The sequence below is a fragment of the Leptospira ryugenii genome (assembly GCF_003114855.1).
GTDB classification, from domain to species: Bacteria; Spirochaetota; Leptospiria; order Leptospirales; family Leptospiraceae; genus Leptospira_A; species Leptospira_A ryugenii.
Genome location: NZ_BFBB01000001.1, coordinates 60,097 through 80,377 on the forward strand (window position 1 = coordinate 60,097; position 20,281 = coordinate 80,377).

General features: G+C 40.4%; 19 protein-coding genes. 9 read left to right on the forward strand and 10 right to left on the reverse strand.

The genetic code is table 11. The features are described 5' to 3' along the window. Nucleotides 1-63 precede the first annotated feature (63 nt). The 4 genes from DI060_RS18870 to DI060_RS00260 are packed head-to-tail and all read left to right on the forward strand — an operon-like array spanning nt 64 to nt 2,303. The gene (locus DI060_RS18870) at nt 64-201 is read left to right on the forward strand and encodes a hypothetical protein (protein WP_167836864.1); all 138 of its coding nucleotides are present in this window, start codon (nt 64-66) and stop codon (nt 199-201) included. Next, nucleotides 192-1,160, forward strand: coding sequence for a sodium-dependent bicarbonate transport family permease (locus DI060_RS00250; protein ID WP_108972476.1), 969 nt, complete (start codon nt 192-194; stop codon nt 1,158-1,160). The genes DI060_RS18870 and DI060_RS00250 overlap by 10 nt, the downstream gene beginning before the upstream one ends. A 4-nt stretch (nt 1,161-1,164) precedes the next feature. Further along, complete coding sequence (locus DI060_RS00255; protein WP_108972653.1) at nt 1,165-1,467, forward strand: P-II family nitrogen regulator; 303 nt, start codon at nt 1,165-1,167, stop codon at nt 1,465-1,467. Next, nucleotides 1,467-2,303 (forward strand): SDR family oxidoreductase, encoded by an 837-nt coding sequence (locus DI060_RS00260; RefSeq protein ID WP_108972478.1) that lies wholly within the window; start codon nt 1,467-1,469, stop codon nt 2,301-2,303. The genes DI060_RS00255 and DI060_RS00260 overlap by 1 nt, the downstream gene beginning before the upstream one ends. 28 nt (nt 2,304-2,331) lie before the next feature. On the opposite strand, the gene mdoH is transcribed toward DI060_RS00260, so the two are convergent. The 7 genes from mdoH to DI060_RS00295 form a co-directional block, all read right to left on the reverse strand. After that, nucleotides 2,332-4,332, reverse strand: a complete 2,001-nt coding sequence (gene mdoH / locus DI060_RS00265; RefSeq protein WP_108972480.1) for a glucans biosynthesis glucosyltransferase MdoH — start codon at nt 4,330-4,332, stop codon at nt 2,332-2,334. After that, nucleotides 4,329-4,790 (reverse strand): hypothetical protein, encoded by a 462-nt coding sequence (locus tag DI060_RS00270; protein WP_108972482.1) that lies wholly within the window; start codon nt 4,788-4,790, stop codon nt 4,329-4,331. Before DI060_RS00270 ends, mdoH begins: the two co-directional genes overlap by 4 nt. Beyond that, nucleotides 4,771-6,342, reverse strand: a complete 1,572-nt coding sequence (locus DI060_RS00275) for an OpgD/OpgG family glucan biosynthesis protein (protein ID WP_108972485.1) — start codon at nt 6,340-6,342, stop codon at nt 4,771-4,773. The genes DI060_RS00270 and DI060_RS00275 overlap by 20 nt, the downstream gene beginning before the upstream one ends. Before the next feature lie 83 nt (nt 6,343-6,425). Next, the gene (locus DI060_RS00280; protein WP_108972487.1) at nt 6,426-8,171 is read right to left on the reverse strand and encodes an N-acyl-D-amino-acid deacylase family protein; all 1,746 of its coding nucleotides are present in this window, start codon (nt 8,169-8,171) and stop codon (nt 6,426-6,428) included. Nucleotides 8,172-8,223: 52 nt separating this feature from the next. After that, nucleotides 8,224-9,480 (reverse strand): 2-isopropylmalate synthase LeuA2, encoded by a 1,257-nt coding sequence (leuA2, locus tag DI060_RS00285; RefSeq protein WP_108972489.1) that lies wholly within the window; start codon nt 9,478-9,480, stop codon nt 8,224-8,226. 215 nt (nt 9,481-9,695) lie between these two features. After that, a complete protein-coding gene (locus DI060_RS00290) occupies nt 9,696-11,150 on the reverse strand; it encodes a sodium:solute symporter family transporter (protein WP_244594230.1) in 1,455 nt (484 codons plus the stop codon). A 21-nt stretch (nt 11,151-11,171) separates the two neighbouring features. Then, nucleotides 11,172-11,702 (reverse strand): CBS domain-containing protein, encoded by a 531-nt coding sequence (locus DI060_RS00295; protein ID WP_135354961.1) that lies wholly within the window; start codon nt 11,700-11,702, stop codon nt 11,172-11,174. Nucleotides 11,703-11,869: 167 nt separating this feature from the next. Here DI060_RS00295 and DI060_RS00300 point away from each other — a divergent pair, with 167 nt between their 5' ends. The 4 genes from DI060_RS00300 to DI060_RS00315 are packed head-to-tail and all read left to right on the forward strand — an operon-like array spanning nt 11,870 to nt 16,994. Beyond that, on the forward strand, nt 11,870-13,765 hold the full coding sequence (locus DI060_RS00300) for an AMP-dependent synthetase/ligase (RefSeq protein ID WP_108972656.1): 1,896 nt from the start codon (nt 11,870-11,872) through the stop codon (nt 13,763-13,765). Next, entirely contained in the window at nt 13,762-15,336 is a 1,575-nt protein-coding gene (locus DI060_RS00305) for an acyl-CoA dehydrogenase family protein (protein WP_108972495.1), read from the forward strand. Before DI060_RS00300 ends, DI060_RS00305 begins: the two co-directional genes overlap by 4 nt. Then, entirely contained in the window at nt 15,337-16,572 is a 1,236-nt protein-coding gene (locus DI060_RS00310) for a sensor histidine kinase (protein ID WP_108972497.1), read from the forward strand. Then, the gene (locus DI060_RS00315) at nt 16,572-16,994 is read left to right on the forward strand and encodes a MaoC family dehydratase (protein ID WP_108972499.1); all 423 of its coding nucleotides are present in this window, start codon (nt 16,572-16,574) and stop codon (nt 16,992-16,994) included. Before DI060_RS00310 ends, DI060_RS00315 begins: the two co-directional genes overlap by 1 nt. Here DI060_RS00315 and DI060_RS00320 read toward each other — a convergent pair. Then, nucleotides 16,978-17,343 (reverse strand): DUF1292 domain-containing protein, encoded by a 366-nt coding sequence (locus DI060_RS00320; RefSeq protein ID WP_108972501.1) that lies wholly within the window; start codon nt 17,341-17,343, stop codon nt 16,978-16,980. The two genes, DI060_RS00315 and DI060_RS00320, sit on opposite strands and share 17 nt — an antisense overlap. Then, nucleotides 17,343-17,639 carry an HNH endonuclease gene (locus DI060_RS00325; RefSeq protein ID WP_108972503.1) on the reverse strand — a complete coding sequence of 99 codons (297 nt, stop codon included), beginning with the start codon at nt 17,637-17,639 and terminating at the stop codon, nt 17,343-17,345. Before DI060_RS00325 ends, DI060_RS00320 begins: the two co-directional genes overlap by 1 nt. Nucleotides 17,640-17,728: 89 nt before the next feature. Here DI060_RS00325 and DI060_RS00330 point away from each other — a divergent pair, with 89 nt between their 5' ends. Then, entirely contained in the window at nt 17,729-18,847 is a 1,119-nt protein-coding gene (locus DI060_RS00330) for an acyltransferase family protein (protein ID WP_108972505.1), read from the forward strand. A 6-nt stretch (nt 18,848-18,853) separates the two neighbouring features. Here DI060_RS00330 and DI060_RS00335 read toward each other — a convergent pair whose 3' ends face one another. Further along, nucleotides 18,854-20,242: a flavin monoamine oxidase family protein gene (locus DI060_RS00335; RefSeq protein ID WP_108972658.1), complete on the reverse strand. Its 1,389-nt coding sequence runs from the start codon at nt 20,240-20,242 to the stop codon at nt 18,854-18,856. Between the last annotated feature and the right edge of the window lie 39 nt (nt 20,243-20,281).

Consider the following 20,281-nt stretch of genomic DNA (forward strand, 5'->3'; position numbering starts at 1 on the left):
CCATCTTATAAGTTCGGACGAACGGTTTTCCAATTCTGCTATGATAAGAGCATGGAGGAAATCATGAAAGCACTCAATCAGAAAGGGGACCAGAAAATGTCTGTTTTGTCTATCCTTTTGGGTTTTGTTTGGGAAAGAAGCCAAATCAAAACGCCAAGCAAAGTAAGCCCATTGTTACCAGGAGCCGTATTATGGAACTAACTACTTCTCTTTTGTCAAATCTACAAACGCCTATGTTTTTGGCCTTCTTCCTAGGAATTTTAGCCACAGTGATTAAAAGTGATCTAAAGTTCCCTGACGGTATGTATACTGGTTTAACCATCTATCTACTGTTAGCTATCGGAATGAAAGGAGGTGTGAAACTGAGCCAAACACCTTTGGAAACATTTTACAAGCCAGCCTTTGCAGCCATGTATCTTTGTATTTCTATCCCTGTGATTGCATATTTTCTACTCACAAAATTGGGAAAGTATGATATGAAAAATGCGGCAGCACTCGCGGCTCATTATGGCTCAGTTTCAGCTGTTACGTTCAGTGAAGCATTGGCTTTTTTAGATACCCTTCAGATCACCTATGAAGGGTTTATGCCTAGTTTACTTGCGATCATGGAAGTACCTGCCATCCTTGTGGCTCTGATGCTTGTGAAATCAAAAATGAAAGGCGAAGATGGCTCATGGAAAAAAGTATTACATGAGTTATTCGCTGGAAAAGGAACTGTTCTTTTGATAGGAGGCCTCCTCATCGGTATCATTTCGGGAAAAAAAGGACACGAACAATTCGCACCACTCTTTGATGTTCCGTTCCGAGGAGTTTTGATTCTGTTTTTACTAGAAGTTGGTCTTGTCACGGGACGAAGATTAGGTGACCTAAGAACTGCGGGCTTTTTTCTGATCGCATTCGGTATTTTATTCCCAATCTTCAATGCCTTTGTCGGGATTCTTTTGGGAAAACTGGCTGGCTTGAGTATGGGCGGGGCAATGGTATTGGGAACTTTGAGTGGGAGTGCCTCTTACATTGCGGCTCCCTCGGCCATTCGAATCGCCATACCGGAAGCAAGCCCAGCCTATTATCTGACGGCATCTCTTGCGATCACCTTTCCCTTCCATCTATCCTTGGGGATACCATTGTACCTTGGATTTGCAAAATACATTTTTGGGTAAACACATGAAACTAGAACAAGCAAAATTAGTAACTATCATCGCTGATGAGGCCATTGAGCAAAAGATCATCGAGGACCTTCGTTCCGTCGCCGTGAAAGGATTTACAATCACAGAGGCGAGAGGAGAAGGGTTAAATACGACCCATAATTCGTCTTGGGAAGGGAAAAATATCCGGATCGAAACTTTAGTTTCGGAAAATAAGGCGAATCGAATCATAGAACTTATGGCAGATAAGTATCTGGAAAAGTTTGCAATGATTCTGTTCTGCTCGGATGTACAAATCTACAGAAAAGAAAGGTTTAATTGATGGAAAACGCGCTCAAAAACCAAACAATCCTCATAACGGGGATTACGGACCAAAACTCCTTGGCTCTCCGCATTGCCGAGGAGTGTAAACGACAAGGAGCTACACTCATCTGTACGGGTCTTGGGAAAAGTAAATTTCATAGTGCTCTCTCAGAGAATGCGCAGAACTACCTAGAAAGGACGTTTAATGATTTTACGAACACAGTAAAATCCGTCCTAGGAGCAGACACAAAAACCTATGTGATGGATGTAAGTATCCAAGACTCAATCAATGAATTCGCAAGTACATTGGCGAGTGAGGGCATTGAATTGAATGGATTTCTCCATTCCATCGCGATGGATAAAACAATCCGCGCCGGAAAAGTGAAGCCCATTATGGAAGTGACAAGAGAAGAGTTCATGGATGCTATGAATATTTCCGCATATTCTATGTTAGCTGTTATACAAAGTCTGTATGCGGCAAAAAGACTCGCAAAACAAGCTTCTTTAGTTGCCTTGAGTTACCTGGGAGCAGAAAAAATTGTTTCGCACCCGTATAAGAACATCGGTATTGCAAAAGCAGCATTAGAGCGACTCATCAAAGAACTAGCGATAGAACTTGGAAAATCGGATGGTATCCAAGTGAATGGAGTGCGATTTTCGCCGTATACTGCAAGTAAAGCGGGAGGTGCTATCCAAGGTTTGGAAGAGGCCGTGAAACAATGCGAAGAGTTGGCACCGCTAGGAAATGCGAATGCATCGGATCTGGCTTATGAAGTTGTCTATCTATTTAGAAAGAACAATCGCATTACAGGCGAGATCCGTCATGTTGATGGAGGTTACCACATCAGAGGTTAGCTCCCGTAACAATACAAAAATGTATATATTACGGAATGCTTCTCCCATTCCAACTTGAATGTTTGGAATGGGAGTTGGTTTTCCAAAATAGGGAATGAAAGTGTTTTAAACCATGCCTGCTGTGGAGAAGTCGTCGGATCTCTCGTTCACTTACGGAAGCAATCCCATTTGCCAATACTTCTTCTGCTAATTTTTCTAAAGATTGTTTGGTTCGATCAGTTTCTTTTGGTCGATCACGCATCATGAAGAGATGATTTCCAAATACCAAAGGATCCATTAAAATTTGTTGGATCGCTTCCGATTCTGTCATTCCTCTGCTTTCTGTCTGATCTCTTGTCTCTCTCGATGTAAAGGAAGACAATGAAGTAAGTCTAGCTACAAGAGGAGATAGTATCCAAGAAAACCAAATCGGTGATGTCCAATAGAATAGTTGGGTTTCTAATCTATACAAAAAAATAGCAGAAAGACAGCCCATCAACAAAGGAAAACCAAAGGAAGTAAAGCTGAGTTTCCAAGAGAGACCATTTGATATATTTCGATTTTGGTTCTTCCAAATTACTTTTTTTCCAATCAATGTATAGAGTACAAATTGTACATGTCGTAACATATTTGTCGGAGCCATTAAAAATGAAATGATGGTTTCCGATAGAAAAAAGAATAGCAATTGGCCTCTTTCTTTTGCTTTGGTGTTTCGTCTTAAAAATTCTGTGCCAAAAGCTAAAAATTTAGGGAAAAATAGTAAGGATAGAGTGATGATCTGGAGTTGCATTGCCTTTCCTAAGTATACTTGCCGGAAAATGATATCAAAACTTTCCGAACTGAATGCCAAACGAAAGAAGCGTAAATCTGATAAATATAAATAGGCAGAAAGTCCAATAAAGATTAACCAAAATGCACTCGAAAGATATGAAAAAATTCCCAAGAGTATGGAAATCTTCGATTGAAAATTCAATTCGTTTGCGCCCAAAAACCAAAAGTGTTGTATATTCCCTTGGCACCATCTTTGGTCTCTTTGTAAGGATTCAATCCAACTAGGCGGATACTCTTCAAAACTACCCAAATCGTCTAAAGAGAATCTAACCGTATAACCAGATCTTCTCATCAGAGCGGCCTCAATCGTATCATGGCTCAGGATTTTTCCACCAATAGCACCTAATTTGGGTAATTTGGGTAAGGCACAATGTTCAATAAATGGTTCCAAACGAATGATCGCATTGTGTCCCCAAAAGGAAGCAGAGTACAATTGCCAATAGTTAGCACCAGTCAAATAGTACTTACTGTACAAGGATTGTGATTTTTGAAATATTTTTTGGAAGAAGGTTTCTGTCCTGTGGATGATGGGATTTGTTTGGAGAATGCCAATGGAAGTTTCTGTTTCCATTTTTTTGGCAAGAAGTGACATTCCTTTTCCAGTCATATAACTGTCAGCATCTAGTACTATCATATACCGATAATTTTTTCCAAACCTTCTACAAAAATCAGAAATGTTTCCACTTTTGCCATTGGTGTTGATCTTTCTTCTGCGGTAATAGATCCTTCCTGAACCATTGGTCTCTTTCAAAAGATCGATGTAGCTTTTTTCTTCTTTGATCCAAACTGATATTTTATTTGTATCACTCAGGATAAAAAAATCAAATCCTTGTGTGCCGTGCTCCTTTGTTATCTCAAGATACATCTTTGAGATTCGTTCATATACAGCTGAGGTGTCTTCATTGTAGATGGGAATAACAACTGCGACGGGTGTTTTCTCTAAGTTGACAGCATCTAATTCCTTAGGATCAATCTTACAAGCAAGTGGATCTCCTCCTCTCCATTCTAATATAAATCCAAAGAGTGCAATGCAAAATCCATAGGACAAATGCAGAAAGAGAATCGAAAAAAAGAATAATAAAAAAAGATCTAAGGTATCAATCGTACGAAAGGAGAGATATTCATAATAAAGATAGGTTCCATAGGCAGATAGAAGGTTTACAAACCCCCAGAAGAGAAAAATTCTAAATGTATAAGGATTGAGTGAAAATAGATTCATGGCCGAAGCAGTAAAAATCCGATTAAAATATAGGTTACACACCAAAACAATATCGTTAATAGAATTGTTTTTTTATCCAGTTTGTCTTCGCTTAGTTTGGCAAATCCGCTAAAGTCTATGGGTCTTGGGACCATCTTTCCGAATCCTTTTCCGTCCGAAGAAAACTGGTTCTTTAGTCTATGGGCAACCTGATGGAAGTTAGGCTCAGTTTTCCATGATTCTAAAAAAGGACCTTCAAATTCCAAATCTCCAAATTGATTTCTCTCCAAGTTTAATTCTCGTTCATACCTTTCCTTGAGATAGCCTTCGAATCTATGATGCACGGTACCCAAATCAAAACGATCACAGGATTGTAGCACTTCTCTAATGATATCAGCAATTTCGAGTGGATTTTTAATACCGAGAGAACGAAGGCGTGTGTCTAACGAAGTCAAAATTTCATTGGAAACTTGGTTCATAGCTAATTGTCCAAACTTCGGAAATGGTATCATCCTTATTCTTCAAGTAGGCTTTAAGTTCCGTACCCTTTGATCCAAGTTTGGTCGGGAGTTGGAAACTAAGCCTAAGTTTTTCGGATTCGGGTATCCAAACAACACTCACATTGCTAGGCTCCCATGGTTCATTCCAAGATTCTACTACGGGGATAGGATTTTGCCCTGATTCAACCAAGGATTTAATTATTTCTCCTTTAAAATCAATGAGGTAGAGCTTTTCTCCTTCCTTGAGTGCATTGATGCGTGTTGCATGAACATAAGCTAATTTCTTTGGTAGCGAAGAATTCCAGTAAATGGTATATTCTAGATTTAGAGGTTGGCCAGGATCAGGTGTTTCATTCGGTACCCAAAGCAAGGTAACGTTATCATCTGAGTCTTGTTTTGTGGGGAATCGATAGAGTTGCAAATTTCCTTTTTGAAATCCACTTGATGGTTCAATCCAAGCACTAGGACGAAGGTGGTATTTCATATGAACATCTTCGTAATTTGCAAACTCTTTATCCCTTTGGATAAGGCCATACCCTTTTGGATTCTCTAGTTCAAAGGAATGAATATGAGGTCGTTTGGGATTGTCAATGGGTCTCCACAAAAGTTCCCCATTGGAAGTGAGGATCTGTAGGCCATCAGAATCATGTACTTCTGGATACACTTGCCCTTGTGGTATACTAGAATTTTCGCCATACCAAAACATACTCGTAAGGGGAGCGAGGCCGAGTTTTTCCACTGGTTTTCTAAGGTATATTTCCGCAGTAACCGTACATTTTGTAACTTCGCCAGGAAAAATTTCAAATTGATAGGCACCAGTAGCAGATCGACTGTCTAAGAGGGCGTATACGATCATTTTTGGATCGGAAGGAGAGGGTTTTTTCAGCCAAAATTCTCTGAATACGGGAAATTCTTCGGCAACATTCGGCATACCCGTATTAATGGCTAAGCCTCTTGCAGACAATCCGTAAACTTGGTTTTTGGAAACCATCCGAAAGTAACTTGAGCCTTGAAAGACCACAAACTCATCTGTATGTTCTTCCGTATTGATAGGAAAATGAATCTTAAATCCAGAGTGTCCAAATTCTGGACCGAATTTGACAGAACCCACATCCGTCCAATCAAAGTAATCTGCGGAAAAAGGAATCCCTTGGTAAGAATCTTCTATCAGTTCATTGATATAAATCGATTGGTTATATAGATGGCCTGGCGGCAAAAATTGAATCTGAAAATTACTCCCTTCCTTTCTCCAAATTGACTTTTCAGTCAGAAAGCGAATATTCTTGTACCGATCGTACGGCAAAGCTGCCAACTCTTTGGAACTGTGCGCCTTGAGTTCGACAAACGCTGTTTCTTGTAACTTTTTGGCTTTAGATTTTAGGCTATTGAAGTCGAGTTTGGGACGAACCACTTCATGTGGTACTTGCAGACTTACGTTGCCTTTCTCTTTTTCTGCATTTGGATCTTTTGTGATCCCTGTTGCAATCAGAAAGGCGGCAAACGCACCCAAGATCAGATTGATCAGTCCCATATACCCAATCTCCTAGAGCGAATCAATCTTTCCGCCCTTTTTTTTAGGAGATATACGATAGTTTGGGCTGTTTTTATATTACTTTAGGAACCAATCATAGACGGCAAGAAGGAGCCGAACTTTTTCGTTTTGCCGAGATCGGAGACAGGGCTTCCTTGGTCGACAGCAAGCTCACCATTGATGAATACTTTTTTGATTGTGGCATCGTTACGCCGAACCCATCGTTTGAATCCATTCATAAATGGCATCGGTGCCTCGACGTCCTTGGCTAAACTCTCGTCCAAATGATTGGGATCAAGGAGAACTAGGTCGGCACGTTGGCCAATTTTCACATAACCTGCATTGATACCAAACCAATCTCCTATTTCACCTGTTAAACGATACACTGCATCCTCTGTCCTCATAAAAGGTTGGCCTGCTTTTTCTGCATCGTATACAAGTTTTAACATCCGAAGTGGAAAATTGTAATGCGCCATCCCTCTCAAGTGGGCACCTGCATCCGAAAAACCAATGAGTACATCGGGGTGAGCCACTATCTTTTGTAATGGCTTTAGGCGGTGGTTTGCCATTACTGTATACCAGCGGATTTGGTTTCCGTACTCCGCAACCAAATCCAGGAAAGCAGTGACCGAATCTACCTTTCGCTCTTTTGCCACTTGGTCAATGGACTTCCCGACAAGCTTTGGATCGGGAGAGTTCACAATGACCGTTTCTTTAAAGTCTCTATGGAAAACTCTGGGTAAAAACCAATTTGTCCATTGGCGTCGAAACCAAGAACGGTACTTTTGGTCTTTCATCAATTTTCTTCTTTCTGCTTCGTCTTCAATATGGTTTGCATAGGCACCAGCACCAAATTCTTCAAAGACAACAACATCCATTCCATCTGCATACAAGTCAAAAGGTTCTGGTAAGGCTTGGAAACGAAAGTCAGCGCGGAAAATTTTATTCGTGAGCCTTCCGATGAAAAACAAAAGTTTATATAAGTTTGGATCGAATTTGACATCCATCAGGGAAATGATCGTTGTCTTGAGTTTCTTTTTGAAGATTGGGATTGCTTCCCATAAAAACAGAAGGAGGTTGATTTTAGTGGAAACGTTTGGTACGCCTTGGAAGACTTTGCCTCGTTTACGGAGAATTTTGTTGAACACTCTGTATTCACTCCAATCAGCAAAAGTTGATGGTAGTGGCAGAGAGCGAAACCTTGAACCATCCATTTTGTCCCAAACCAAAGTATTGATAGACATTCCCAGATAACCTTCGTTCAATGCATCGTTGAGTAAGGTTTCCATCTTGGTGAGCTCGTCTTTACTCGGTTTGTCTGTTTTACTTAAGGCACGTTTGAGTCCCATGACCTTCGTGCGGATGGTGGAGTGACCAGCGAAAGAAACTACATTGGGACCAAGTGGAAGAGAATTTAAATGTTCTTTGTATTCTTTCGCTGAGTCCCAGTTTTTTTTGGACTGTAAGATCTCCAGAACATTCTTTCGGGGGATGGCCTCTACCCGGCTAAACATATCCGCTAAATCTTCGGGTTCACCAAAGGCCAAACTCAAACTACAACTACCTAAGGCAACTGTTGTGACACCGTGCCGGACAGATTCTGACAAGTCAGGAGAGACTTCAATTTCCGCATCATAGTGAGTGTGGAAGTCGATAAAGCCTGGCGTTAACCAAAGGCCTTTGGCGTCTATCTTTGATTCGTCGGGGGCTGGGCTTAGATGGGGGGCCATTTCCTGAACGATCCCATCTCGAATTCTTAAATCACCGATCCAGGAATCGTTTTTGGAACCATCGAAGATGCGAGCACCTTGGATCAATACATTCGCCATTTGAAATCCTCACGTAGCCAGAAATTGTAGATCAGGATTACATCTTTTTACATCATTTTGTCAAGAATGATTCAAGATTCTTTCTGATCGATCTCTGGATTCGATCAGGTATCTGGTTCTCTTCTGGAAACAATCGGGAAGCTAGTTGTAAGATTTCTTCTGCGGAGAGAGATCGATTCCCCTTACTTCCCGAAAGTTCTTTGGCTTTTTGGAATACGATTTTAATTTTTTCAGCATCTAAGCTTATACCTGACTTTTGTAAGACGTGAACGATAGCTTTTGTGCCTGATTGGTTCGTAAAATCAATCCTTTCGGCATCCCCTCGGCCTACAAACTCTGGACGAAATGTTCGGTAAGCTCCTTTTTCTTGGCCAATGGTTTTGGTGACTCCGTCTTGGTGTATACCACTTCTATGGGAAAAAATATCCTCTCCAATGATTGGGGTTTTTTCTCCGATTGGGATCCCACTCAATTCAGAAATTAAAAGTGCCGTAGGATAGATCTTCTGGAAGTTCAAGCGAGACCTAACACCACACTGGTGCAATGCCAAAGCAGTCTCATAAAGATTTGTATTTCCTGCTCTCTCTCCTAAGCCATTCAATGCAACCTCTACCTGATTTGCGCCTACAAATACACTTTCTACTGTTGTCGCGGTCGCCATACCTAAATCATTATGTGTGTGGACGGATAGAGTAATGTGGTCTGGCATCTTTTCTTTTACTCTTTTGACCATATCCACAAACAAAAAAGGCCGGTATCTCTCTACTGTGTTTGGTAAATTGATAACATCAGCCCCTGCACGGATTGCCGTTTGAAAGGCTTCGATCGTAAAATTAAAATTTTCAATCGCATCTCCAAAATGTTCTCCTGAGAATTGAATGCTCTTCCCCTCTCCCGCAAGAGAACGTGCGAAAGAAATGGATTGATGAATGGTTTCCAATACTTGTTCTTCCGAGATTCTAAGTACATTGTGTATCTGAAAATGACTCACAGGATATACGATATGCAATCTTGGGTTCTTTGCGAACTGGATTGCTTCCCAGGTCCTTTCAATTTCATCTACCTTTGCACGACTCAATGCAGACACAGTCATTTCAGGTGGTGCTTGTTTTGCCAATTGTGCTACCGCTCGGAACTCAAGCTCGTTTGAGGAAGGAAAGCCCAATTCCACTCCATCGACTTGTAATGCAACAAGGGCAGCAAAGACCTGTTCTTTCTCGGCAAAAGTCCAAGGCTTTTTTAAGGCTTGGTTGCCATCTCGTAAGGTAACATCTTGTATCCAAACTTGGTTAGGATTTTTTGTTTTCATAGGTTCTCCTCTCATCTCCGAGAACCAGTCTTCTGAAGAGGGAGGGAGAAAAAAAAAGCCCAGTTCCTCTTCAGGAGGACCGGGCTTCTTTTCCGCAAAGGCGCACGCTAACCTCCTCGATCTATACGAGACCGAGGAGAAGGAGCAACTGTGCTTGTATCGGATATGATTTCATTCTAAATCTTAGACAATGATGATCGCTGTTTTTGTCAAATTTATTTTGGTTTGGCTCCGATTTTGGAAAAGAGTGAAAGGAGGGCGATAAGGAAGTAAATCAATCCCACAAAGAGCAAAATGCCGACAGGGATGATTGTTGTGAATGGCAATTTCCAGAATTGGGTCAAGAGAAATACGAGAACGATGGCACTGAAGAGAACAATTGGAATGCAAAGACTAGGTAAGTTAGGTGCAAGTTTCCACTTTGCAAAGAAAAATAGGGCAATGCTTGGGCCTAAGGTATAGGAAAAAATAGTGAGACCCATTTCTAAAACACCTTTTTCATTTCCTTCACCCAAAGAGAAAGGGAACAAAGAAGATAAGAAAAGGATGACCCCAAACAAAACACTCAAAGACTTTGGACTGAGGTAACGATCCAGTTTCCAATCTCTTGCCCAGGTGAGAGACAATGAGTTGATCGTAGAGGAGAGAGTCGACATAGCACTTGCGAAGATAGCAGAAAGAAGCAGTCCTAAAAATGGGGATGGTATCTTTTCGATGATGAAGTAACTGAAGGCTTTGTCAGGAGCTATGTTTCTATTTTGGAAATACAGATAGAGTAGGATTCCAATACTTAAAAATAAAACAAACTGTAAAAATACAAAAACTCCGCTCAATACCAAAACTCGCCTAGCAACAGAAAGTTGTTTGCTTGCGATCACTCTCTGAACCAACATCAAATCGGTCCCATGGGAGCCGATCGAAATAAAAGCTCCACCCAGGATCGCGAAAAGAAAGTAGTAGGCGAGGTCACCTTCTTGGAAAGAAAGATGGAAGATTGTGAGTTTATTTGAGATTTGAGCCCAGGTGCCCTCATCAAATACCACCAAACCAGACAAAAGGAAAAGGGCATACAATCCGCCGATAAGATAGATGATCAACTGCAATGAATCTGTAAAGACAATAGCTTTAAAGCCACCTAGTACAGAATAAATGATAGTCACGATGCTTATGATAGCTAAGGAAAAAATGCCAATTTGTATATCGCTATATTGAAATCCAAAGGATTTTTGGAGTAAAAAGGCAACCGGAAGCGAAGTTACATACAGACGAATCCCATCACCTAAAATTCGGGAGACGGTGAAGACAAGAGACATGGACCTTTCTGCGTAGGGGCCATATGTTTCTCCTAAATACTCATAGATTGAGATTCTTTCTCCTTCAAAATAGGAAGGTAGAAGGAAATAGGCGACTATGGTTCTTCCTAAAATATAACCGATCGCTAATTGTAAAAAAGATAAATCAGACTTAAAAGATACACTTGGTACAGATAAAAATGTTAAACTAGATGTTTCTGTGGCAACTAGTGAGAAGAGTAGCCATACCCAATGGATTTCTTTTTTACCAAGATAAAAGTCCTCCTCACTTGTCTTTTTTTTTGAAAAGTAAAGTCCTAGTGCAAAGACAGAAAGGAAGTAAACGATTATGATGACAAGATCAAGTAGCAAATTCATAATAGTGTGAGAGCAAAGATACTAAACGACTAAAATAAAACCAGGAAATTTTACCATCGCTCGGATGAAATCACTTCTAGTAATGATGCCTTCTAATTGGCCTTTTTCATCCACAATCGGTAGTGATCCAATGTGTTCCTCTAACATAACTTTTGCGGCAAATCTGATTTCCGTATTTCTTCTTGCTGTGAGAATCTTTTTTTGAGTCCATTGGTTCCAATCCATTTTTTTTCCCTCATCTAAGAGGCTATACTTCAAAAAATCGCGATCGGAAACGATACCAACTAAGCTTTTCTTTTCATCGACAATGGGAATGTGTCGGAATCGTTTTTCCAAAAAGGCATCCTTCAGTTCTTGGAAACTCGCAGATTGGCTCAAGCAAAAGACGGGCTGTGACATGAGTTGGTGGGCAAAGACAAGTTCTGTTTTGTGGCTTTCTTCCTTTCGCTCGTAATCGCTCGGCTTTCCCGAAAACAGGGCTGGCCTTGCTCCTGTCTCCGCCCCAGGGACTTCCGATGGGATGGCGGCCATTCTAGGGAGAGAGCGGACCATTTCCCTAGCTACTTCGGGGAGGCGGGGCCGGAGTTCTCCATTTTGAATCCAAAAAAACACTTAATTGTCCACCTTTTCATGAAATCGTACTAATTTTTACAAAAAAACTTGCAAAAAACGAACAGTGGTTTTTTATCCACCGAGGGCCTTTGCCCCCAGGATTTTCCATGAACGAAACACCCACTGTATTGTACCACCTCCTTGAACAGGTAGCAAGCCGCTTTCCTGAAAAGATCAGCTTCCGCAGACGTGATAAACAAGGCCAGTTCCCAGGGATATCCTTCCAAAATCTTTTGGAAAAGGTGGATGCCTTAGTGGCCGGTTGGCACTCGATAGGTCTCCAAATAGGTGACCGCGTGGGCTATTTTTGTGATGCCTCTCCCCATTGGCTCTGCATGGACTTAAGTATCCTCTCCGCAGGCGCTGTCGTAGTACCAAGAGGCACTGATATAGTGGAAGAAGAGATCATTTATATCCTCAACCATTCGGAAGCGAGGTTTGTGGTGGTACAAAAAGAATCGGACAGATTGAGGATCCAAAAGCTAAAGGACCGTCTACCCAACCTAGATCAAATCTTTGTCTTGGAAGCAGATAATGGTGAATGGAAGGAGGGTGATTTTTCTGTTAGCTCTCTCTATACCAAAGGGAAGTCTCTTCTTTCCGAACAGCCAAGTTTTGTTAAAGAACATCTTCTTAAGGTAAAGGCAGATGATCTGGCAACATTGATTTACACTTCTGGCACAACGGGAAACCCAAAGGGAGTAATGTTGAGCCAAAAGGGTTGGATCACCGCGATCAGAAACACCATACATCGATTAGGCCTACGAGAGGATGATACGGCTGTTAGTTTACTTCCACCATGGCATGCCTTTGAACGTGCTGTGGAATATGCCACTCTTTCTCTCGGTAACGAGTTTCTTGTCTCGTATATGCCTTGTTTGAAAGAAGACCTCCGAGAATTTAAACCCTCTATCTTCCCATCTGTTCCGCGCATTTGGGAATCAGTTTACAATGGGATTATGGCAAAAGTAGCAAAGGAGGGTGGTTTGAAAGAATCTTTATTTCTTTTCTTTCTCTCTGTTGGTAAAAAATGGGCAAAGCACTTAGCTGTTGTTAAAGGCTATGACTTCCAAATTCTAAAACCAAATTTCTTTTCTGCATTTTTCAAAAAAACCATCTCCCTCTTTCATTTGTTTTATCTTTCTCCATTTAAACTGCTTTCCTTGAAAATATTTTCGCCTATCCACCAGGCACTTGGAGGAAGAATCCGTGTTTGCATTTCCGCAGGTTCTGCACTACCAAGTGTGGTAGACGGCTTTCTTTCGGCGATTGGAATGAAGGTATTGGAAGGGTATGGTATGACAGAAACTTCTGCTGTTGTTTCCATTCGCTCCAATGATAAACCTACTGGAGGGACGGTGGGAGTTCCCATCGGTGGTTATCAAATCCGCCTAAAAGATGATAAAGGTAACATTCTCACTGCGCCTGGAGAAAAGGGAACACTTTGGATTAAATCCGATCAAATTTTAAAAGGGTACTATAAAAGACCTGAACTCAATCAGGTCGTCTTTGACTCGGAAGGTTTTTTTGATACAGGTGATTTAATGATGCTCTCTTATCGAAATGAACTCATCTTTGCAGGTCGATCAAAAGATACCATTGCATTGATTGGAGGGGAAAATATAGAACCAGTCCCAATTGAAGATAAGTTGCTTACCTCACCTTATATTGATCAGGTGATGGTTGTGGGTCACGATAAAAAAACTTTAGGTGCCTTAATTGTTCCGCATTTTGAAACCATTGACCAGAAATATCCGAATCATTCTGGTAAATATAAAGAATGGAATGAAGTGAAAGAAATTCGTGATCTTTTTAAAAGCGAAATTTCTCGGATCATTTCCAAAGAAAATGGCTTCAAGAGTTTTGAAGTCATTCCGATTAACCAGTTTTATTTGGTGCCTCGCCAATTTGACCCAGACAAGGAAATGACTCGTACTTTAAAAATGAAACGAAATGTCATTTCAGAAACATTTAAAAATGAGATCGAAGGGTTATTTCAATGAGAAATAAAAAATTAAATCCATATTTATCCGAAGAGGAAAGTGACTTCTTCGATACAGTTTTTCATTTTTCACAGGAAAAGGTTTTACCTTCTGCAGAAGAGAGAGATGAAAAGGAGATTTGGTCCTCGGAACTTTGGACTGAATTTAGCAAAGCGGGACTGACCGGATTGTCCATTCCCACCGAATATGGTGGGCAGGGAGCAAGCTGTTTGCAATGTTCGCACGCGACAGATGCATTTGCGGCTGGCTGTTTGGATGGGGGCATGGGTTTATCTTGGGCCGCACATATGATCATTGGAGCAATGCCCATCGTATTTCAAGGAAGCGAAGAACAAAAACAGAAATACCTACCAAAAATTGCCACAGGCGAATGGATCGCAGGTTTTGCGTTAAGTGAACCAGCCTCCGGTTCAGACGCAGCCTCCCTATTAACAAAGGCAGAAGAGACAGAGAAAGGTTGGAAGTTGAATGGGTCCAAAATGTTCATTACCAATGGTCCTGTAGGTCATGTCTTTGTCACAATGGCAAGGACTTCCGAGAAAGGAAGAGGTCCTTTGGGGATCAGCGCATTTCTAGTGGAAAAAGAAAGACCAGGCTTTCGTGTGAGTAAGGTTCTAAAGAAATTGGGTCACCATACGTCTATGACCGCCGAGCTTTCGTTTGATGATATGATCCTTCCCAAAGAAAATCTTCTTGGTCCACTCAATTCAGGTTTTTTAAGAATTGGCAAAGAAACATTAGAATGGGAACGAACCGTTTTTGTGGCAGGATTGTCTGGCGCCATGGAATTTTGTTTTCGATCGGGTCTGAAATATGCCAAAGAAAGAGTTCAGTTTGGAAAATCAATATCCACTTTTTATGCAATGAAAGATATCCTAACACGAAATTGGGTCTACATCCAAGCTGCCCGTAGACTTATCTATTGGGTTGCCCAAAGAAAGGATGCTGGCATACCATCACCTCTGGAAAGTTCACTCGGGAAACTAATCTCCTCTGAGATCTCTGAAGATGTAGCAAAAGACACAGTACAGTTATTAGGTGGCTATGGCTATATGAAGGAGTATGCTGTTGAGAGGTTCTATCGAGATGTAAAGTTAGGAACAATAGGAGGTGGGACAAGCGAAATCCAAAGATCAATCATTGCCTCTTTATATCCAGGAAAAACTAAATTTATGGTGGAATTTGAAAAGATCAAAGAAGTGAAGTCTTCAGCAGATGAGATCCAGAACATTCTGTATGATATTTTGATCGCTATGGATTCGGTTTCTGCACGTAAGAAAATGCAATCATTGGAATTTGCTTTCGCTGATGCACTTTCCTTATTTGTGATTTTATCCCTCTCAGAAAAAGACCTACACACGGAACATTCCATGTATCCAAAGGCAGAAAAGTTAGCTGATAGAACCTTGTTGACATATTATTTAACAGGAAAATACTTATCTTCGCTTTCTCGATTGTCTGAATACGTAGGCTCTGAACTAGATTCACTTTGGCAAACATTTGGGAAAATATCCAAACAGATTGAGAATATTGTAAATGAAAGGTTTGATACTTTGCAAGAGTTGGTTTAAGTGAAAGCTGCACTCCGAGTTGCATTTATATACTTTGTGCTTGGAGTGCTTTGGATTTATTTTTCCGACATATTAATTTCACAACGGAACCAGACCATTGTAGATATCGAAATTGCCCAGTCCTATAAAGGCTGGTTTTTTGTTGGTTTGTCTTCTATCCTCATTTATCTACTTCTACTTCGAGAATTTAAACTCCAAAAGCAGACAGTCCAAGAGAAGAACAGTTTGGACATGTTGTACCAAAAGATTCTTACAGAGATTCAAGACTCCGTTCTGATCTTCAACATCAAAACAGGGAAGATAGAGATGGTGAGCAAACAATCTGAAACATTTTTTGAATTGAGTAGCGAAGAAATCCGAAACCATCCAGAAAGGTTGATTGAGCGCTTACATCCTGAAGATAGAGAGATGGTAGCGAGGATCTGGCTCAATCGATTGAGAGAAAGATTTTTAGACCTTCGTTATCGCCTGCTCTTCCCCGATGGAAGGATAAAGTATGCATCTGAGAACCGATTGTATTTTTATGATGAATCTTCCCAGGTAGGCAGAGCCATAGGGATAACAAGTGATATTAGTACATATGTGAAAAAACAAAATTTACTCGAGTCTTCCTTAAAAGAAAATGAAACTTTACTCACAGAAGTGCACCATCGAGTCAAAAATAATTTAGCAGTTATTATCTCCTTTTTACAAATACAAGCTTTCACTGCATCCAAAGAGAGCTCCCATATACTTGAACAAAGCATAGTCCGAATCAAAGCCATTGCCCTTGTACATGAGAAATTGTACGGTTCCAAAAATTTAGCAAATCTAAATACAGAAGACTATATAGAAAGTTTAGTTGAGAATATAAAACTTATGTATATGCGTTCAAATATTTTAATAGAATTAGATATCGATCCAAATCAATTGAACGTAAGTATGGCCGTCCCGATGGGCCTAATGCTGACAGAAATGCTAACAAATTCATTTCGGCATGCGTTCCAAGACCAAGAACATGCTGAAATCAAAATCAAAGTCAAATTTGTACAAGAAGGAAAAATATTATTCTTCTATAGTGACAATGGCATCGGAATTCCAGAAGGTGTTGATCTACAAAAGGCAGAAAGTATTGGTTTGTCCGTTATTTTTTCTCTTTGTAGTCAAATGTCTGGCAGGATCATTGAAATCAAAACAGCACCAGGACAAGGTGTATCCTACAACTTTGAGTTTAGATCCAAGGAGAAGAAAACATAATGTATGTGAAAGGAAAAACATATACTGAGATCCAAATAGGCGAGACTGCTTCGTTTACAAAAACTATTTCCGAAACAGACGTTTACTTATTCGCAGGTATTAGTGGAGATTTTAATCCATTGCATATGGATGAAGAATATGCAAAAACAACTCCCTTCCAAACAAGGATTGCACATGGAGGGCTTGCGGCCTCTCTCTTAGCGCCGGTTTTGGGAATGAAGTTACCTGGACTCGGCACATTAGCTTTAGAGACAACAACCAAGTTTAGAAAACCAGTTTATATGGGAGATACAATTACATGTGCAGTCGAAGTTGTAGAAAAAGTTGATAAGATTAAAGCTGTCAGAATGAAAGTGGTCTGGACCAACCAAAAAAAGGAAATCGTTTGTAAAGGTGAGACTTTGGTTATTCCTCCTGGTTGAGAAACTCACCTAACATTCCGATTTCGGCTTCTACAAATTCTGCTACTTCTTCCAATTCTTCTGGGTCTAGTATTTCTTCTAGGATCTCTTCACCGTTTGTGTCATTGCCTATTCTAAGGACGATATATCCAGGTACATCTGACTCAGGGTCGTCCAATTCCACATTGACTAAATGGTATTCAGATTCACTCGTAGGGATAAACACAAGGTACTCTGAACCAGAGAGGGTAAAGGAATAAAAAACTTCCCAGAGGTAGGTATTTCCTTCTTCATCTACCAGGTCTATTTCTTCCGAGCTATGGCTTGGTAAAAAATCATCGCCTTGGATGCCTAAATCCTTTAAGTCCATTATTGGAAGAAATCCTTTTCAAATGGAAGACTATGTTTCTTTTTAAAATTACAGTCTTTGCAGCTGGGTACCAAGTTTGATTTAATGGAAAGTCCACCTCGAATAAGAGGGATTAGGTGATCCATTGTTAAATCTTCTACCTTGAATTTATTACCACAGTAATGACAAATCCCTGAGGAGCGCTTCTTTTTCCACCAAGCAGATTGTTTGAGTTCTTTTGCTTTTTTTCTTTCCCTAGCAATCTCTTCATCCGAAACCATAGAAAAGAATGTTTCTTGTTTTTCCTGGGGTTCCATACTTACTAGCCAGACATTCAAATTAGCATCTGTCAAGAAAAGAAAAAGAATCGACTTTTACTTAAGATGTACTTACACTCCCAGTAGGGATGGGAAGATTATTTTATTTAGACAATTTGCGTTCCTTCGCATTGATCTTGGGTATTTTTTTCCATGCAGCGATTGTGTATGCTCCTCACATTCATTATGCGATCCAAAATCCAGATAGATTAGAATTCTTCGCCTATTTTTGTTTTTGGGTCCATAGCTTTCGTATGCCTTTATTTTTCATCATTTCTGGCTTTTTTTCGGCACTTGTTTGGGAAAAAAAAGGTTCCTTGTCCTATTTGAAAGGTCGCATACAGAGGATCATGATTCCGGCTCTGTTTGGACTTCTTTTCTTTGCTCCAGTCCAGTATTATTTGATGCTAAAGATCAAACAGGAAAATCTTGGTTTCGTTTCTTTTTTACATTACTTCTTTACCTTTGAAGACTTTGCCCAATCCCACATATGGTTTTTGGTTGATCTGGTTCTATTCAGTATGATGTTCTTTTTTTTTCCAAAACAATGGCTTAAACGAGGTATGGACTTTTTTCCAAGTTCTTTGTCCCTTCAAATTTTTTATTTTTGTTTGTTTAGTTTCAGTATGGTTTTGATCGGGCATTCTTTTTTCCCTTCTGGCGATGAGGTTTTAGGTATCGGAAAACTTACCCTTGTTTACCAAAGTAGTTTTTTTTGGATTGGTATCGCTTCTTACCACACCAAGAATACTATATTCCAAATACGGAATGTATCAAACATTAGCCTTTTGGTTTTATTCTTTGTCTGCATGTTCAGCTTTGTTTTGTTTTATGAAATTGAAATCATCGATGAGCTCTGGATGCCATTTTATTATGGGCGTCATTGGATCCGTGCCCTCCACCTTTTCCTATGGTGCTTGTCTCCCTTGGTCTGGACTTTATTTTTTGTATTTCTTTTCCAAAAATGGTTCCATTTTGAAAACAGGTTCACGAAATATTTAATCGACTCAAGCCTACCAATCTATCTCATCCACCACCCCCTATCCTTATTTTATGCCTATTGCATTCGTACAGAGGTCATGGGAGTCACAGAAAAGTTTTTCTTACATGTAGGATTTGTTTTAAGTCTCAGCTTTCTTGCCTACGATGTATGGATCCAAAATTCAAAACTTTTATCTTGGTGTTTTGGAGTTCGCAAAAACTCCTAATTGTGTTTAGATTCGGCTAACTGCTTGTATGGCGGAGGACAAGGCTCCATCCATGGAACCAGAGTGCCGACCCAAATGCTCGCCTGCGAAAAAAACTCGCTCAAAAGGTTCTTTCCATACCTCTTTGATTCCAAAGCTACCCGGAGGGAATAGAGAAACAAATCCTCTAAGCCCCGTATTTTTTTGGAAACTATGAAAAACGAAACTCTGATCACTCAGCTCGCCGCTATCTGCCATTTTTGTCTCGGCCAAGGATAGTCGCGCTAATCCTTTCTTCTGGCTCTCGGAAGATCTTTCCCAAAGTGTAGAGCGATCACCTTGTGTAATTGATGTGAGTGCAAGGACATTTTCTCCAATGGCCTCTTCACTGGAAACATACATTGCCTGCATTGGTGTCTCCGATAATTGCAAAAAAGGTTTTGTGGTTTCCTTTCGTTTTAGGAGGACAATGTTTTTTGAAATGCGTCCCATTTGCATCCTTAGGGCAGAATAGGTCATGTCTTTTGGTAGATTAGGTAGCCACTTAATATCGAGTACATTTTGTGCGGGGATAGTACAAATCATTATATTTGCTCTTACAGATCGACCAGAAAGGAGATCAACCGTCACAGCATTCTTTGTTTGGCTTACTTTCACTGCCGTCTCAGAGCTTAGAATTTCCACTTCTTTTCCCATTGCCAGAAGAAGTCTTTGGATAATCTGTTCAGAACCTCCTGAAACAAAAAATTTTGGGCGTAAAGAAGACTCGGGACTTTCCAGATCATGTAACATGTCTTCACTGGAGATAGCGTTTAGGTCTGCTCCTGTAAGTAGGCGATAGATTTCGGAAAGAGATCTGGCTTCATCTTCTGAAACTCCTTGGTAGCGGATATAAGATGCAAAATTAATTTTGTCCAAGCCTTGTCTTTGGGACTCTCCAAGTGACTTATGCAAGTCGATGACTTTTTCTATTGTCTCAAGTGAAGATTTGCTTAAATTGAGTAATGGATTTTCTGAATTTCTTAAATGGAAGTTTTCGGAAAGAGGAGAGTCTTTAAGAGTAAGTCCCAATTGTTTAACTAAGGTTTTGATATCGGCTTGTCCCTCACCAATCCACTCTCCACCTAAGTCCTGTACTATACCTAAATTTTTGTCTTGGAAGGTGAAGATCCGGCCACCCAATCGATCTCCTCTTTCGATCAGGGTAACTTGGTATCCAGATTGTTTTAACAAATAGGCGCTATAGAGACCAGAAAGACCTCCGCCTAGAACGATAGCAGTTTTGGCAGTGTTTTGCTTAAGGGAAGAAGTCGGTTCAGATGTTGGTTCAGCTTGGGCGAAGAGCTCATTTTTTCTCTGCAGAGCAAACAAGGAACCAGTGATAGCCAATTTTGATAAGAATTCTTTACGGTGCATAAATCTAACCCCTAATTTATTTGGAATCGGAAAAAAGGC